This window comes from Ignavibacteriota bacterium, from assembly GCA_016212665.1.
Lineage (GTDB): Bacteria > Bacteroidota > Ignavibacteria > UBA10030 > SZUA-254 > FW602-bin19.
Genome location: JACREZ010000019.1, coordinates 46,378 through 62,996, shown reverse-complemented (window position 1 = coordinate 62,996; position 16,619 = coordinate 46,378). Strand labels below are relative to the sequence as shown.

The 16,619-nt window shown below is 43.3% G+C and carries 9 protein-coding genes; 6 read left to right on the top strand and 3 right to left on the bottom strand.

The window, feature by feature from the left end; all coding sequences use genetic code 11:
* Positions 1-114: 114 nt before the first annotated feature.
* Positions 115-1,380 carry a SpoIIE family protein phosphatase gene (locus HY960_06550; GenBank protein MBI5215397.1) on the bottom strand — a complete coding sequence of 422 codons (1,266 nt, stop codon included), beginning with the start codon at positions 1,378-1,380 and terminating at the stop codon, positions 115-117.
* Between the two features lie 236 nt (positions 1,381-1,616).
* Entirely contained in the window at positions 1,617-2,795 is a 1,179-nt protein-coding gene (locus HY960_06545) for an NAD(P)/FAD-dependent oxidoreductase (protein ID MBI5215396.1), read from the bottom strand.
* A gap of 131 nt (positions 2,796-2,926) precedes the next feature.
* Between HY960_06545 and HY960_06540 the strand changes: the two genes are divergently transcribed.
* From HY960_06540 to HY960_06525, 4 genes are all read left to right on the top strand, one after another.
* Positions 2,927-6,028 carry a T9SS type A sorting domain-containing protein gene (locus HY960_06540; GenBank protein ID MBI5215395.1) on the top strand — a complete coding sequence of 1,034 codons (3,102 nt, stop codon included), beginning with the start codon at positions 2,927-2,929 and terminating at the stop codon, positions 6,026-6,028.
* Between the two features lie 180 nt (positions 6,029-6,208).
* Positions 6,209-7,684 carry a hypothetical protein gene (locus HY960_06535; GenBank protein MBI5215394.1) on the top strand — a complete coding sequence of 492 codons (1,476 nt, stop codon included), beginning with the start codon at positions 6,209-6,211 and terminating at the stop codon, positions 7,682-7,684.
* A 95-nt stretch (positions 7,685-7,779) separates the two neighbouring features.
* Positions 7,780-8,922 carry a DUF2029 domain-containing protein gene (locus HY960_06530; protein MBI5215393.1) on the top strand — a complete coding sequence of 381 codons (1,143 nt, stop codon included), beginning with the start codon at positions 7,780-7,782 and terminating at the stop codon, positions 8,920-8,922.
* A gap of 83 nt (positions 8,923-9,005) precedes the next feature.
* On the top strand, positions 9,006-10,070 hold the full coding sequence (locus HY960_06525) for a hypothetical protein (GenBank protein MBI5215392.1): 1,065 nt from the start codon (positions 9,006-9,008) through the stop codon (positions 10,068-10,070).
* Positions 10,071-10,158: 88 nt separating this feature from the next.
* On the opposite strand, the gene HY960_06520 is transcribed toward HY960_06525, so the two are convergent.
* A complete protein-coding gene (locus HY960_06520) occupies positions 10,159-11,187 on the bottom strand; it encodes a radical SAM protein (protein ID MBI5215391.1) in 1,029 nt (342 codons plus the stop codon).
* Between the two features lie 240 nt (positions 11,188-11,427).
* Here HY960_06520 and HY960_06515 point away from each other — a divergent pair, with 240 nt between their 5' ends.
* Positions 11,428-13,113 (top strand): YHYH protein, encoded by a 1,686-nt coding sequence (locus HY960_06515; protein MBI5215390.1) that lies wholly within the window; start codon positions 11,428-11,430, stop codon positions 13,111-13,113.
* Between the two features lie 221 nt (positions 13,114-13,334).
* Positions 13,335-16,619 carry a glycosyl hydrolase gene (locus HY960_06510; protein MBI5215389.1) on the top strand — a complete coding sequence of 1,095 codons (3,285 nt, stop codon included), beginning with the start codon at positions 13,335-13,337 and terminating at the stop codon, positions 16,617-16,619.

Below are 16,619 nucleotides of genomic sequence, written 5' to 3'. Positions count from 1 at the left end.
TTAGTATTGTATTCTTTCATGAGTAACATAATTCTCACCTTTGAGGATGGAATTTGATTTCATACCAACCCTTAGGGGATTTTTTTTGAGACCCGGAATAAACTGTAAAACGAACTATTTCATTCTCTTTACGATTACCATCGTCACATCGTCCGACGGCGGAGAATCCCGAACATGGCTTTTTATCGCCGCTCTCATCTGGTTAGCAAGTTCCGGCAGAGGTGTGCTTCTATGTTGTTGCAAAACTTCTATCATTTTCTCTTCTTTGAATTGTTCACGATTTGCATTCATTGCTTCCGGTATTCCGTCGGAATACGCAAAAACAAAATCACCCGGATGAAGAGAAACGACCTCCTCTTCTAACTCAATCTTATCAAAAATACCGAGCATCAAACCTCCTGTGGAAAGACGACGGAATGAACCATCTTCAGAAAACAAAAACGGGTGGTCATGCCCAGCATTGCTGTAGTGTAATTCGTGTTTTTGAATGTCGAGCATTCCATAAAACAACGTGCAGAATTTTTCACTGCTTGTACTTTGGAAAAGCAATCGGTTGGAATTCGTGAGACATTCAGCAGGAGTTCGATTGAGAAGCGTTTGACTGCGGAGTGTCGCCTGCACATTCGACATCAACAACGATGCAGGCAATCCTTTCCCCGTCACATCACCCAAACAAATTGCAAGGTGGTGTTCATCAATCGGAATAAAATCATAGAGGTCGCCTCCAACCTGATGCGCGGAAATTGTCATTCCATAAATTTCATATCCAGGAAGTTCAGGATTTTTTTTCGGAAGAAGATTCCTTTGAATCTCTGCCGCAAGGCGAACTTGTTCCTGCATTGCCATCAGCGATTTTTCCTGCTCATATAATCTCGCGTTCTCAATCACCTGAGCAGATTGCGATGCAATAATCACCAACAATCTCTGGTCGTCTTGAGTAAAAGATAATCCATCCTTTTTATTATACGCGGTGATAACACCAATCAATGTTGATTTCACCATCAACGGAACACACAACAAATTCCTGATTGAACTATCCCACTTCGTCCCCTTAAATCTCGGGTCGGTTTCCGGTTCATTGACTAACAACGGTCTGTTGTTCACCATGATCCATCCCTGAACATTTTGATGAAGATGGAACTTCTCTTGTGCAGATGTAGAAAAGTTTTGCCGGACTAATGTTTTCCCGGCATCAGCAGTTTCAACATCAATGAGTGTGACAACGCTTTGCTCTGCCTTGAGAGCGCGAAGAGATTTACGCGTGATGGTTTCAATAATTTGTTGAGTATTAACTGAGGCGCCGATGGCGCGGGCAAGGTCGTTAAGAATTGATAACTCCTCAACAGCTCTCCGAAGACGTTGATTTTCTTCTTGAACCATGAGGGTTTCTTGGGGTAACGGTGTGGTAGTTGATTCCATTGATACAGTAAGAACAAAAATATTGATAAAAAACTTGACCAATATAGAAAAGTCGTTTCTCCTGACAAAACATTTATCATGTCAACCTACATTAGAAATGTTTGTACCGAAAGTTTGTTGAATATTTCAACGCAAAAAAAAATAAGCATCCTACTTTTGTGGTAGTTCACCTACTCGTCTTGCGGGAAGTTCACCAATTACACATACTGCCCCGCAACAAACCCCGATGCCCACGCCCATTGAAAATTGAATCCGCCTAATTGTCCTGTTACATCCACAACTTCTCCGATGAAAAATAATCCCTGAACGTTCTTTGCCTCCATCGTTTTTGAAGAAAGTTCGTTCGTATCAATTCCGCCACAGGTCACTTCTGCTTTTGCGTAGCCTTCTGTTCCGGTCGATTTGAGTTCCCACAAATGAAGTTGCGATGCAATCACGGAAAGTTTTTTCAATGTGAAACGATTCATCGGCATCGAAGGAACAAATCGTTCGCACCATAATTGAGCAAACCGTTTTGGAAATAGTTCTGCAAGTACGGTTACTAATTCTGTTGTTAATTGTTGTCGCTCTTTGAAATATTCATGAAGGTCAATATCGGGAGAAAGGTTGATGGAGATTATATCGTCCTGATTCCGGTAAGAAGAAATTTGGAGAATCGCCGGACCGCTTAACCCGCGATGCGTGAAGAGTATATTTTCTCTGAACGAAATTCCGTTGCACGAAACTATCGCATCAACAGAAACGCCGCTGAGTTCAGAAAAGAAAGCAATATCTTTTTTGGTGAATGTTAACGGTACAAGCCCCGGTTTAGTTTGGTTGACTTTCAAACCAAATTGTTTCGCAACTTGATAGCCGAAATCTGTCGCTCCCAGTTTCGGGATAGAAAGTCCCCCCGTTGCTACAACCAACGATTCAGAAGTAAACTCACCTGTATTTGTTGAAACAATAAACTTCTCTTCTTTGGTGATTGTTTTGACTGAACACCCTGAAATAATTTGAACGTTTGCTTCATTCACCTCATTCTGTAGCATATCAAGAATTTGCCGGGAAGAACTATCACAGAACAATTGCCCCAATTTTTTCTCATGATAACTCACGCCGTGTTTCTCAAGCAAGGATAAGAAATCATCAGGAGTGAAACGTGCGAAGGCAGATTTGCAAAAGTGAGGATTTTCCGAAATGTAATTTGCATGACTTGCATAGATGTTGGTAAAGTTGCACCGTCCGCCCCCCGAAATGCGAATCTTCTCCCCAATCGTTTTGTTCCGTTCGAGAACGAGAACCCTTCTCCCTCGCTTTCCCGCTTCGATTGCGCACATCAATCCGGCGGCGCCCGCCCCGATAATAACTACATCAACGTCACTCTGCTTTTTCATCCGTCATTTCTCAGTTTTCAAACCGTGAGAAAGTACAAAATTATTATGACTCTGAACAGAACAGAGTTGGTTTTGAGAAGATGAATTTGTACAATTGTTCAACTATTTTCTCTACTCTTAAAGATTGTCTTATGAATCGTTTGCTCCAATGTATTTTCGCGTCACTATCCTTTTTCATCATTCTGGTTATCGTTCTCTCATTCAAAACAAACGATGAGGGTGTTCATTCGTTATCGCGTTTGAAGGATGTTCACATCTCTCACCAATCTGCCGGGTTGGATAACGATTGGTTCATGTCGCAACGGAGTTACCCTAAGAATGAGATTCCCAGAAACGCTCTCACGAAAGCAAAACTACAAATGAGTGCGTTTCGTGCAGGAATAAAAAATCCTTCCGGTACATGGAAAGTTGAAGGTCCGTCGAACATCGGCGGACGCATTACCGCTGTTCTCATTCATCCTACCGACCCGAATATTGTCTATGCGGGTTCAGCATCGGGTGGAGTTTGGCGCTCGACTGATTTTTGTGTGACCTGGGAAAATATCTTCAACGAACATTTCTCCATCGGCGCACTTGCGTTCGACCCGCTTGACCCGAACATTATTTATGTCGGAACAGGCGAGGCAAATCCCGCAGGCGTTGCTACCTATCCCGGGAACGGAATCTGGAAAACAACGAACGCAGGAACGACATGGTCGAACATCGGCTTGGAACAAACCGGGCACATCGGAAAAATTGTTGTGAATCCTCTTAACAACAATGTTCTCTACGTTGCGGCGCTGGGAATGTACCGCGGCAAAACTCAGGAACGCGGAGTCTATAAATCAACGAACGCAGGAACTTCTTGGAACAGAATCCTCTTCTCTAATGACACGACCGGCGCGACCGACCTCCTTCTCGACGCGACTGATACAAACCGCGTTCTTGCCGCTATGTGGACACGGTACCGCACGCCGCAGGTAAGTATTATTTCCGGCACCGCTTCGGGATTGTTTCTTTCAACAGATGCGGGGACTTCATGGAATCCGGTAACGAATGGCTTTCCAAATAACGATGCAAACCTTGGGAGAATCGCGCTCGCAGTGGCTCCATCTAACCCATCGGTCCTGTATGCGCTTACAGCCGCAGGCGCAGGTTGGGACGGCGTCTATATCAGCATCGATACCGGTTCTAGTTGGATTCAAACATTTAACGGAAGTACTTTCGGAGAAGGACAAGTTTGGTATAACAACATCATCTCGGTTGACCCTGTTAATCCAAGTATTATCTGGACAGGTATGACATCCCTCTATCATTCTACTGATGCCGGAGCTTCGTTTACCTACGCGCCTACATACAACGGGCATGTTGACCATCATGCAATGCAGTTCGCTCCTTCTGACCCCAATATAATCGTTCTTGGAAACGATGGAGGAATTTTCACTTCAACAGACAACGGAAACATTTGGAAGAAATCGCTCAATCTCCCCATCACACAGTTTTATGCCGGAACAGTTTCCGCTCTAAATCCGAACCGAATTCTTGGCGGCACACAGGATAACGGTTCACTCCAAACAAAAAATGGTGTTGTCAACACATGGCAAACGATTTATGGCGGCGATGGATTTTATTGTCTCATTGACCCGACCGATTCCAACTATGTTTATGCTGAATATCAGAACGGCGGTTTGGGTTATTCCACCAATGGCGGGGGTTCGTTCAACTCCGGGACCACAGGCATCTCACCTTCGGACAGAAAAAACTGGGAAACACCGATTGCGATGGACTTGCAAAATCCCAAGACATTATACACAGGAACTCATCGTATGTATAGAACAACCAACAACATGCAATCGTGGACTGCAATTAGCAGTGACCTGACGTATGGCAACGGCGGACGAGTCGGAACGATTTCGACCATTGATGTTTCCCGGACAAACAGTCAGGTGATTTATGTGGGAACAGATGATGGAAGAGTTTGGGTAACTACTGACGGAGGAAGTTCATGGAATGAAATCGGAGGAACGCTCCCCGACCGATGGGTGACAAGAGTTACCGTTGACCCGGACTCTGCGAACGTTTGTTATGTTACGCTCTCCGGTTTTATTGTATATGATTGGGGCGGACATGTGTACAGAACAAACGACTACGGCGCAACATGGACTGACATCGGAACTTCGCTCCCCGATTTACCGGTGAATGATGTTGTCGTTGACCCGGAATATCCGTCATGGCTCTACATTGCAACGGACTTGAATGTCATGTACACAACCAATCTCGGAACGAGTTGGCAAATTCTTGGTTCGGATTTCCCTGATGTTTCCGTCCACGACCTTGCTATGCACGACAGCACACGAAAACTTGTTGCATTCACGCACGGGCGTTCTGCTCTCAGTTTCGACTTAACGCAACTGAATCCTTCATCCGTCAATGTTCCTGTTTCTTCAAACTGGAATTTGGTTTCACTTCCCGTTTCCGGTTCCGGTGTTTCCATTGTTGATGCTTACCCGACCGCGCAGAATGGAGTTGCATACAGTTTCGAAACGAGCGGCTACCAGCAACAAACTTCACTCAATTCAGGGAGTGGATACTGGATGAAGTTTCCCGCTTCCGCGGTACAAAATATTTCCGGCGTATTAATGAATTCGCAATCGGTCTCAGTGCGAATTGGATGGAATCTTATCGGTTCGATTAGTTCATCTATACCGATAGCAAACATTACTTCCAATCCTCCCGGAATTGTCACCACGCAATTCTTCGGATACAACGGCGCGTACAGCGAATCGGACACCATTGAACCGGGGAAAGCGTATTGGGTGAAAGTGAATCAGGCGGGAACGTTAACTCTTTCGTCATTGGTTTCACCCGCCAAAGGCGGGCAAGATAGTCATTCGTCATTAGGGAAAATTAAGATTGTCACGACCAATGAATTACCTCCGCCGCCGCCTGAAGGCGACGGCAATACACTTGTAACCTCAAACCTGAAACCAGTAACCTTCAACTTGGAGCAGAACTATCCCAACCCGTTTAATCCGGTAACGGTGATTCAGTTTTCAGTCCCCGGTAAACAGTATGTCAGTTTGAAAGTGTATGATGTTCGCGGAAGAGAAGTCGCGACGTTGGTCAATGAAGTAAAAGAGACAGGCGTGTACACAGTTCAATGGGATTCACGTGAAACTCCGAGCGGTGTATATTTTTATTCATTGAATACAGGAACGTTTTTGGAAACAAAGAGAATGCTCTTACTTCGCTGAGAAGAAAGACTGGAAGCAATCATGAGAAAACAAGACGATGAGGAACTTATACAAATTGAAAGTGACAGATTCAATTTGTATAACTTTTATTTACAAGAATTCTGTAACGATGACGGAAGGAATAACATCAATGCACTGGTATCAGTTTCTCAGGACAAGGAAATATCTTGAATAATCCGCATGAACAATGAATACGTGTTGAAAACTCATTGGATGCAATTTCTTATTCTCGCAATTGCAGGCATTGTTGTTTATTCCTCCGGCTTGATGAACCCATATTATGCTGACGATTATAAATTTATATTCGAATCTCCGTCAACAAAATTATTTCATTATTTCACGAATGAAAACGGTAACGCTGCGTGGTATCGTCCGATGGAGGCAATGGTGTTATCTGCAATCCAATCACTCTTTGGGTTAAATCCTATTCCCATTCATCTCATAGTGTTATTTTTTCACATTGTTGTAGCATTATGCGTAATGGTTTTTATGGAAACCTCAGGGTTCTCAACATTAAGTGCTACCATCGCTTCCGTATTCATGCTTGTTTCTCAAGCAAATGCACTTGCAGTTTTAAGTATTGATACACTTTCACAAGTAGGAGGAACACTATTTGGCTGTTTGGCTCTTTGGTTTCTGTGGAGATTCCATAAGACAAGAAAATCTCCGAGAGGGATTTTTCTATACATGTTCAGTTTATTAACGTTTATCTGGTCACTCTGGATGAAAGAGACGAGCCTTGGATTTCTTGTGGCGGTTGGTTGTCTATTCATATTCAAAGCGATGGAACAAAAATCATGGCTTCACATCTTTCATCAAGCAAAATTATTCTTTCCATTTGCTCTTATTGCCATCGTGTATCTCTTTGTTCGTGCTTATGTAATTACAAAAGAACCCGCTGCGCGATATTCTATCGAGTTTGGCATCAATATCATTCAAAACTCGGTCATGTTGATGATTGCCGCGACGACCGCGATTTCAAGTGTCTCGGTTTTTCAGGCATTTCAGAATAAAGAATTAACGGTACTCGTTCTGACATCGTTTACTTCGATAACTCTTGTTGCAACTGTTGCATATGGTGTCTGGAAAAGTGGGAGAAAAAAAGAATATCTTGGATTGCTTATTCTTGCCTTCACCATTCTCCTTCCTGCAATTCTGATTTCGCATGTTAGTGAACTTTATGTATATAGCGCCATGCCATTATTATCATGTGTTATCGGTGCTGGTTTAGCTTCATCATATCAAAATGGAAAGCGATTGTTGAGAACAGGATTGTTGATAGTGGGAGTTACATTCCTTGTTCTCCATGTTACTGCAATTCAAACCAAAGCAAGTTTAATGAAGGAAAATGGAAACCGAGCAACGTATTTACTGAAACAAGTTGTACCTTTCGTTTTCAAAGTCCCTGAAAACGGAACGCTTGTCTTGGTTACCCCACAATCCCGAGAACCCGAGTATTCTGTTTTTATCATGCATGGGTTGAATGTTTTCAGACATGGTGAAAATATTTTCAACTACATTTCACTACGCAAAGATTTCAAGACGTATGTGGTGAATGAGCGCGACCTCAATACATGGATTCCTCCTGATAGCCCGGTGTTGCTAACTCTACAAGGAAATCCACCTACCGTCGTCCTTGATAGCAAGGACAATTAATGTACAGATTTATTCTACTTACATTTTGCATTATCGCCCTGATCATGGTGATTGGCTATTCAATAAAATGGGGGGCAACGCCAACGAGTGATTTTATGGCATATTATGGTTACTCTCGCTTAGTGCTTGAAGGAAAACAATTGGAGGAGTATTACGATTACAACACCTTCAATCAATACATCGGTACGCTCGGTTTTCCGGAAATGAAGGTAAAACCGCACAATCTCCCGACGAATGCATTCGGCATGTTGCCAATTGCATGGCTATCTCCGCGCAATGCAAAAATTGCATGGACGATTCTTTCTCTCATTCTCTATCTTTTTTCTGTTACACTACTTCTCAAGATGAACAAATTACAGTTAAAAGATAATCTTGGAATAGGTATCTTCGCATTCGCATTGCTCTGGCGACCACTGTATGAGAATATCGTGATGGGACAGTTTTACATCGCTCTTTTGTTCCTGTTTACTCTTAGTATTTACGCGCTGACAAAAAAGCAAGTTGCTTTATCATCTCTACCGATAGTTAGTACACTCCTGCTGAAAGGAAATGGCATTGTCCCATTGCTCTGGTTTGCGTTCAAACGAAACTGGAAAATTACCTGTTCAATCATCCTTCTTCTCATCGTTCTTGTTATAATTTCCTTACCCCTCTTTTCACTCTCAACATGGAATGCTTACAGTACTGAAATTGTCTCGAACCTTGGGCGCACTCCGTTAGATGGTCATGTCGCCTATCAAACGGTAAATGGATTTCTGCTTCACATGTTTACGTTCGATGAACATTGGCTTCCCACCCCGCTCATACATTTGCCAAATACAATTGTATTCGCCATGAGTCTTATTGTCAATCTGCTATTGATGATACTTGTGTTTACATACACTGCAATTTTTGGAAAGAATCAGAGTTACTTATCGTACTCGGCAGTGATTGCATTAGGCGTTATCACTGCTCCAATATCAGAAGAACATGCTTACATACTTTTTCTTCCATTGATAATCGGTTTACTGACTCAGATTATGAACGAAAACAAGGGAAGGGTAACATTGAATTTTTTCACGTTCACTTTTCTTCTTTCAATTGCTCTTCTTGCCGTACCGATTCAATATGAGAAATTGCAATTTGCACAAGCGCCATTGATTTTCTTTGCATATCCAAAACTGTATGCGGGATTGTTGATTTTGATTTGTTATTCGTTTATCACACGCAAAGTAAGATTTATGCAGAATTTTCAATGAAAAAACTATTGCCCATTTTATTCTTTGTTTATTTATGTGGCATTTCAATTTATGCCTATTATAAGCCTTTTTACAATTGGGATATGATACCATATATTGCCGCCGCACATTCGTTTGAGCAACATGATAAAAAACAACTTCACGATAAAGTTTATGAGGAAGTAAAAAAATCCGTCCCATCTCATGTATATACTGAGTTGACGCAGGGAGATTACCGTCAGACAATGTTGAATGATGTTGAGGCATTCTATCAACAATTGCCATTTTACAAACCTAAATTGCTGTATGTCTGGCTCATCCATGCTCTAACTCAACTTGGTTTCAACAGCATAACGGCTATGAGCATACTTTCTGTCACAACGAGTTTCATCGCTTCGCTTATGATACTCCTGTTCTTACTCCATGAAACCTCAGGAATCTATCCTTATGTATTTTCTGTGCTGATTATTAACATTTCCGGTCTTCTTGATGTTGCAAGATTGTTTACACCGGATGCGTTATCCGCCTGTATCAGTTTACTTGCAATTTTCTTGCTTTTGAAAAAGAAAAATATTTGGGTTGTTATTGTTTTAGCTGTTGCCTCCATTTGGGTGAGAGTTGACAATCTGCTTTTCTTCCTACTCATCTTTACGTACTTGCATTTTTTTTCATTTAAGGATTATCGCATAGCCACCATAATCTATTTCGTATCAATTGCTTTATGTGCGACTTCTTACATCATTATCAACTATGGAATAACAAATTATGGATGGTCAACACTCATTTACCATATTACAGTGAATAAAATAATAACTCCGGAAAATTTTCAATCACCACTCTCTTTCCTTGATTATATTGTTATTCTTATCAAAAGGTGGCTCATTCAGTTTGTAACAAACCCGCTACTTTCATTTTTTCTTGTGACAGGATTCTCAACAGGTTATCTCTTTCGTTTGATAAATCGCGATAGTAAAATATTCATCTACGGTCATATTACCATTATTATGGCATTAAGTATCGTCATTCATTTCGTTCTCTTTCCTGACTTACTGAACAGATATTTTGTTACACAATACGGACTGGGGGCTATAGCATTTAGTATTACGTTATATCATTTTATACAAAGCAGACAGACACACCTCTTTGAGCAAGAAACACCCATCAGTTAGCATAGTTTGATTGTAATAGAACAAGGTGTCATTATGAACGCCATATGGCAGTGACGTGTAGAAGAAAAACTTTCAGTAATAAATCACGTTATCTGATAACATCATATTTGACTGAATGTTCTCCCCAATGGCCCGCATTGTATTTACGCACTTCATCAATATTGGAAAAAATGAGGTTCAGGAGGTGTTTGCTGTAATGAGTCCGTTTGCAATATTCTTCATATGTCTCATTTTTCCAATCAAAGTCTGACTGCCAGACTATTTGCGGTGTAATATGTCGTCGTACTGCTTGTAAAATTACACTGGAGTAGTTTGTATTACTGTATGCTGGGTCAACAGTATTTGCCAGAAACGTTATTGTCTTCCGCTTACACTCACCAGCTAATTTATTTATTATCGCGTTGTATTTCTGAATATGCTTGGGTTGTAAAAGAGTACGGTACAAACCGACAAAATCTATGATTGGTCGTATTTGAAGGGTTTTGATATTGTATTGACCGAAAACAGAAAAAAAATCGGAAAGTTCGAAAATGTTATCTGAGTTGACAGTGTAGTTAATGCGCAGATGTGGTAACATTGAATCGTGTTTTCTTTTAATTTCATCAATGAGTGCAAGAACATTTTGAAGTGTCTCGAAAGAGGAATGAACCATAAACTGTTCGTATGTATCTTTCTTCACTCCGTGGATAGAAATTGTAAGTTCATCAAGTTTATGTTTGATGAATTGTTCAATAGCATTAGCATTAAGTAGTTGACCGTTTGTAGTAAAGCCAATAAATGGTACGTGATACTCTCTACCAATAGCAACAAGGTTAGGATAGTGTTTATATAACGTAGGTTCAGTGCCACACCCAATAACAAGCTGAACAGTTTTAGAAAAAAACAATGATGCAATCCGTTCTATTTCAGATTCAGTAAAAACACCTTTGATTTGCGTACGGTATTCATCGTTACTAAAATAGCACATCGTGCATCGAAGGTTGCATGCCATCACCGGATCAAAACGAAGAAACAAATGGCGGAGCTTAAGATGGTGGGCCAGTAAAACAGAACTGAACTTTATTCTGTGGCTTCGAATCAGTTTGTTGAGTTTAATTAGATTATAGATTGTTTCCAAAGCAAATTGTTTTTTTTACAGAGTAGCGATAAAAATATTAATAATCAAATTGTACTTGAAAAATGAGAAACATTAGTTATTCATAAAAATATTTATTTCCGACTTATGGAGAGAGTTGATGCAAAGCGAAAGATTTAATATCATCACGCTGTAACATTACAATAAAAGGTATGTTTAAAGGGAATTCTCAACTTTTTTTCTATATTCATCCGTTTCCATCATCAATCATTGTTCTTCATTATGAAAAAATTTGTTCTTTGTGTTCTTCTTCTTTTTTCTTCACGCTGCTTTTCACAAAGCATTACGCCTGATGTCACTTCGTGGTATTTGAATCTAACGGGCGCGACCGGTTACAATAGTTTGCCGGCGAATGTTCAATCCGTGAAATATTCCAACGACTATGTGTATGTTTCCTGTTCGGGAATTCCGGCGTACACCATCGGTCCTTGGCCCGGCAATCCGAATCAGGCATCTAATCAAAATTTCGTGTTTAAGATTGCACGCTCACCGCAAGTCAATTCAGGAACAAAAACCGCAACACCGCTCGGACATATTGCCGTGCTGGTGAACGGCGTTGCATTGTTCAATCCAAAAGATGCGATGTCATACAACAATCAAAATGTCTGGCATCAGAATGCAGTTGTTGTGGAAGGACCTTCGATGGATAATTGTCTCGGCCATCCGCAACAGCAGGGAGAATATCATCACCACCAAAACCCGCCATGTTTATACACAGCATCGGGCAGTGAACATTCGCCTGTCATCGGCTACGCGTTCGATGGCTTCCCGATTTACGGCGCATACGCATTTGCAAACACCGATGGCTCTGGCGGAATCACCCGCGTACGAACAAGTTACCGCAAACGAAACATCACCACGAGAACGACTCTGCCGGATGGTTCAACGGCATCTCAACCGGGACCGAATGTCTCGGCGACATATCCGCTCGGTTATTACGTGGAGGATTTTGAATACGTCTCTGGCTTGGGACACTTAGACGAATACAACGGACGCTTTGCCGTCACGCCGGAGTATCCCGAAGGAACGTACGCGTATTATGCAACACTCGACTCGGCAGGAAACACGGAATACCCGTACTTTCTCGGTTCTTCATTCTACGGAGTTGTCATTGCAGGAAATACCGGACCCGGCGGCGGGCATGTTACAATTTCAGAAGCGGTGCAAACGTTTCGCGGAGTTGTGGCATACGATTCCTCATTCATGCTGGATGAAGATGCCTCCGTTTCGTTTTCTCTTTCCGGGCAGGCGAGCGGCGGTCTCACGATGACATTCGCAGTCATTGACTCTCCAAATCATGGAACATTGACTGGCACACTTCCTTCAGTAACGTATCACCCGGAGGCAAATTATTCCGGTACTGACAATTTCCAATTTACAGTGAATGCCGCGACTGTTTGGGATACGGGAGCCATCACTCTCACCATCAATGCAGTAGATGATTCACTTCTCCCCGGACAATTTCACGTCAACAGTGAATGGAATATTATTTCCGTTCCGTCGTTCGTCAATGATTATTCAACGTCTCTCCTCTTTCCGACTGCCACGTCTGCAGCATTCTCCTTCAATAACGGATACGAACAAAACGACACACTGGTAAACGGCAAAGGTTACTGGGTGAAATTCGATAGTTCACAGGTACTTTCTCTCGGCGACAGTATTCTTACTGCCGACACCATTAATGTTGTAGCCGGATGGAATCTCATCGGAACTATCGGAACATCCGTTACAACAAGTTCTCTTGAAACAATTCCTCCGGAAATTCTTTCATCAGGATTTTTCGGATACAACGTCGGCTACGCTTCGAGCACAGTTCTTGAACCCGGAAAAGGATATTGGGTGAAGTCGAGTCAGGAGGGACAATTGGTCATTACTTCTGCACTCAGGTCAAAGGCATTGATGAAATAGTCAGGAGCGAAAACCCGATTGTACAAGGAGTAAAAAGAGCATTGGAGTAAGTTTGATGCACTTTTTTCATTTTTAATTTTTGAGCCGAAGGCTCATCCCCGCCTGTCGGACGGGCAGGCGCCTTTGGCGGAGAATCCTTGAATTGTTACATTCCCTCCGTTCTTTTTCTCTAAGAATCTAACTCAACTCACTCAATAATAATCCGCAAGGAAATTGCAGTCATGAAAAAACACTTCTCCCTCCTTCTCATTTGCTTATCACTCGTTTCGTTCTTTGCTCTCTCATCACCGCCGGACGAAAAAGAGAAACCAAAAGACCCGCTCGCTTCGGAAACATTCGGCGGCTTGAAGTTCCGTTCTATTGGACCCGCGCTTATGTCGGGAAGAATTTCTTCCATCGCAGTCAACCCGAATGATTACTCGAACTATTATCTCGGAGTTGCATCGGGTGGAGTATGGAAAACCACAAACGCAGGCACAACCTTCTCTCCCATCTTCGATGGCGAAGGTTCGTTCTCTATCGGTTGCGTTACGCTCGACCCAAACAACCCGCTCGTTGTCTGGGTCGGAACGGGAGAGAACAACAGTCAACGAAGCGTCTCGTGGGGCGATGGAATTTATCGCTCGGAAGACGGAGGGAAATCTTGGAAAAATCTGGGATTGAAAAAATCGGAACACATCGCCCGCATTCTTGTTGACCCGCGAAACAGCAACATCATTTTCGCGGCGGCGCAAGGTCCGCTCTGGGGACCGGGCGGCGACCGCGGTCTGTATAAAAGCACGGATGCCGGCACAACGTGGAAAGCAATTCTTACGGTTGATGAAAACACAGGCGTCAGCGACCTCGTGTTCGACCCGAAAAATTCCGACGTGATGTATGCCTCTTCGTATCAACGGCGGCGGCATGTATGGACATTAATTAACGGCGGACCCGGTTCTGCAATTCATAAATCCACCGACGGCGGAACGACATGGACAAAACTGAAAAACGGTTTGCCTTCCGTTGATATGGGGAGAATCGGTCTGGCGATTTCTCCGGTTGATAACCGCGTTCTCTACGCAATCATCGAAGCCGCGCAACGTAAAGGGGGCGTGTTCCGTTCGACCGACCACGGAGCCAACTGGGAAAAACGGAGTGACTATGTTTCCGGCAGTCCGCAATATTATCAAACAATCTACTGCGACCCGAAAGATGTTGACCGCGTCTATTCGATGGATGTGTTGTTGCAAGTTTCGGATGATGGAGGAAAAACATTTACACGACTCGGAGAAAAATCGAAGCATGTGGATAATCATGCAATGTGGATTAACCCGACGAACACAAACCACTACATCGTCGGGAGCGACGGCGGCTTGTACGAAAGTTTTGACCGCGGGCAAAACTGGAACTACAAAGCGAATCTGCCTATCACACAATTTTATGATGTCTGCGTTGATAACTCATCACCGTTCTATTATATCTATGGAGGCACACAGGATAACTCAACACTCGGCGGACCATCACGAACGCGCAACGCATCGGGAATTACCAACGCCGATTGGTTCATCACCACCGGCGGCGATGGTTTCCAATCACGTGTTGACCCGGAAGATCCGAACATCGTCTATAGTGAAAGTCAATACGGCAGACTCGTCCGTTACGATCGTCGCACAGGAGAAGAAATCGGCATTCAACCACAACCGGCAAAAGGTGAACCGGGCTTGCGATGGAACTGGGATTCGCCGCTCATTATCAGCCCGCACAAACATACAAGATTATATTTCGCCGCAAACATACTTTTCAAAAGCGATGACAGAGGCGACACATGGAAACCTGTCAGCGGAGATTTGACACGACAGATTGACCGCAACACGCTCGAAGTAATGGGAAAAGTGTGGGGCGTTGATGCTGTGGCGAAGAATGCTTCAACATCGTTGTACGGAAATTGTACCGCGCTTTCCGAGTCTCCGTTGAAAGAAGGAATGTTAGTGGTCGGGACGGATGACGGATTAATTCACGTAACGGAAAACGATGGCGCAACGTGGACGAAGTACGAAAAATTTCCTGAAGTTCCGGAGAGAACATTTGTTACGCGTATTCTTACCTCTCAGCATAATGTTCAAACAATCTACGCTACGTTTGATAATCATAAAAATGCTGACTTCGCTCCGTACATTTTGAAGAGTACCGATGCGGGAAAATCGTGGCAATCCATCAAAGCGAATCTCCCGACAACCGGACCCGTGCTTGCAATTGCGGAAGACCATGTGAACGCAAACCTGTTGTTTGTCGGAACGGAGTACGGTGTGTTCTTCACGATTGACGGCGGGAAGAAATGGATTCAAATGAAAAGCGGTTTGCCGACCATTGCCGTGCGCGACATCGCAATTCAGAAGCGGGAAAATGATTTGGTGCTTGCAACGTTCGGGCGCGGATTTTATGTGCTTGATAATTACACGCCGTTGAGAACACTCAAGACGGAAGATTTGAATCAGGAAGCAAAAACATTCGCTGTGAAAGATGCGATGATGTACATCCTCGCCTATCCGCTTGGCGGCTCGAAAAAGGCAACGCAGGGCGAATCGTATTACACTGCTTCGAATCCCGCGTTCGGTGCGACGTTCACATACTTTTTGAAAGACGCGTTGAAGACGAAAAAGGAAATCAGACAGGAAGCAGAAAAAGAAGCGGAGAAAAGTAAACAGCCGGTGAAATATCCGACGTGGGAAGAACTTCGCGCGGAAGATACGGAAGAAGCCCCTTCAATGATTTTGGTCATTACTGATAAAGAGGGAAACATTGTACGCAGATTACCTGCCGCAAATTCTAAAGGCATTAATCGCGTTACATGGGATTTGCGCTATCCCTTGCCGATGCTCTCATCTCCTCCGCCACCCGGTAGCGACGACGAACCGGAGGGCGGTCCGCTTGTGATGCCGGGGCAATTTACTGCAACGTTGTATAAACGTGTTGCAGGCGTAATGACACAACTCGGTGAGCCACAAACTTTTTCCGTCTATGTTCATGAACAGCAGAACATGAAAGCCGATGACCGAACATTATTGGTTGCGTTCCAACAAAAGGTGAACCGATTACAACGTGCATTGTATGGAACAAATCAGGTTGCGAATGAATTGAAATCCCGGCTTGGTTCCATCAAAAAAGCAATACAGGAAACTCCTGCTTCGACAGACAACCTTATGCCGACTGCGCTATCAATTGAAACACAACTTACAGCAATTCTGCGGAACTTGCAGGGAGATGGAACACTTCGTTCACGAAATGAAAATTCTCCACCATCCATCAGCGAGCGAATCAATCGCATTGTTGATGATGAGCGGATGTCCACTTCCCCGCCGACACAGACACATAGAGATGCTTATACAATTGCAGGAAATGAATTCGCCGAAGAACTTCAGAAACTTCAAACACTCATCAAGGTCGATGTAGCAAATCTGGAAAAAGCGCTTGAAACAATCGGTGCGCCGTACACTCCGGGAAGATTGCCGGAGTGGAAGATGGAATAA

Bases quoted from the DNA above. Each gene is read 5' to 3' on its own strand.
- HY960_06550 (MBI5215397.1), bottom strand. From the start codon at position 1,380: ATGGTTCAAGAAGAAAATCAACGTCTTCGGAGAGCTGTTGAGGAGTTA.
- HY960_06545 (MBI5215396.1), bottom strand. From the start codon at position 2,795: ATGAAAAAGCAGAGTGACGTTGATGTAGTTATTATCGGGGCGGGCGCC.
- HY960_06540 (MBI5215395.1), top strand. From the start codon at position 2,927: ATGAATCGTTTGCTCCAATGTATTTTCGCGTCACTATCCTTTTTCATC.
- HY960_06535 (MBI5215394.1), top strand. From the start codon at position 6,209: ATGAACAATGAATACGTGTTGAAAACTCATTGGATGCAATTTCTTATT.
- HY960_06530 (MBI5215393.1), top strand. From the start codon at position 7,780: ATGGCATATTATGGTTACTCTCGCTTAGTGCTTGAAGGAAAACAATTG.
- HY960_06525 (MBI5215392.1), top strand. From the start codon at position 9,006: ATGATACCATATATTGCCGCCGCACATTCGTTTGAGCAACATGATAAA.
- HY960_06515 (MBI5215390.1), top strand. From the start codon at position 11,428: ATGAAAAAATTTGTTCTTTGTGTTCTTCTTCTTTTTTCTTCACGCTGC.
- HY960_06510 (MBI5215389.1), top strand. From the start codon at position 13,335: ATGAAAAAACACTTCTCCCTCCTTCTCATTTGCTTATCACTCGTTTCG.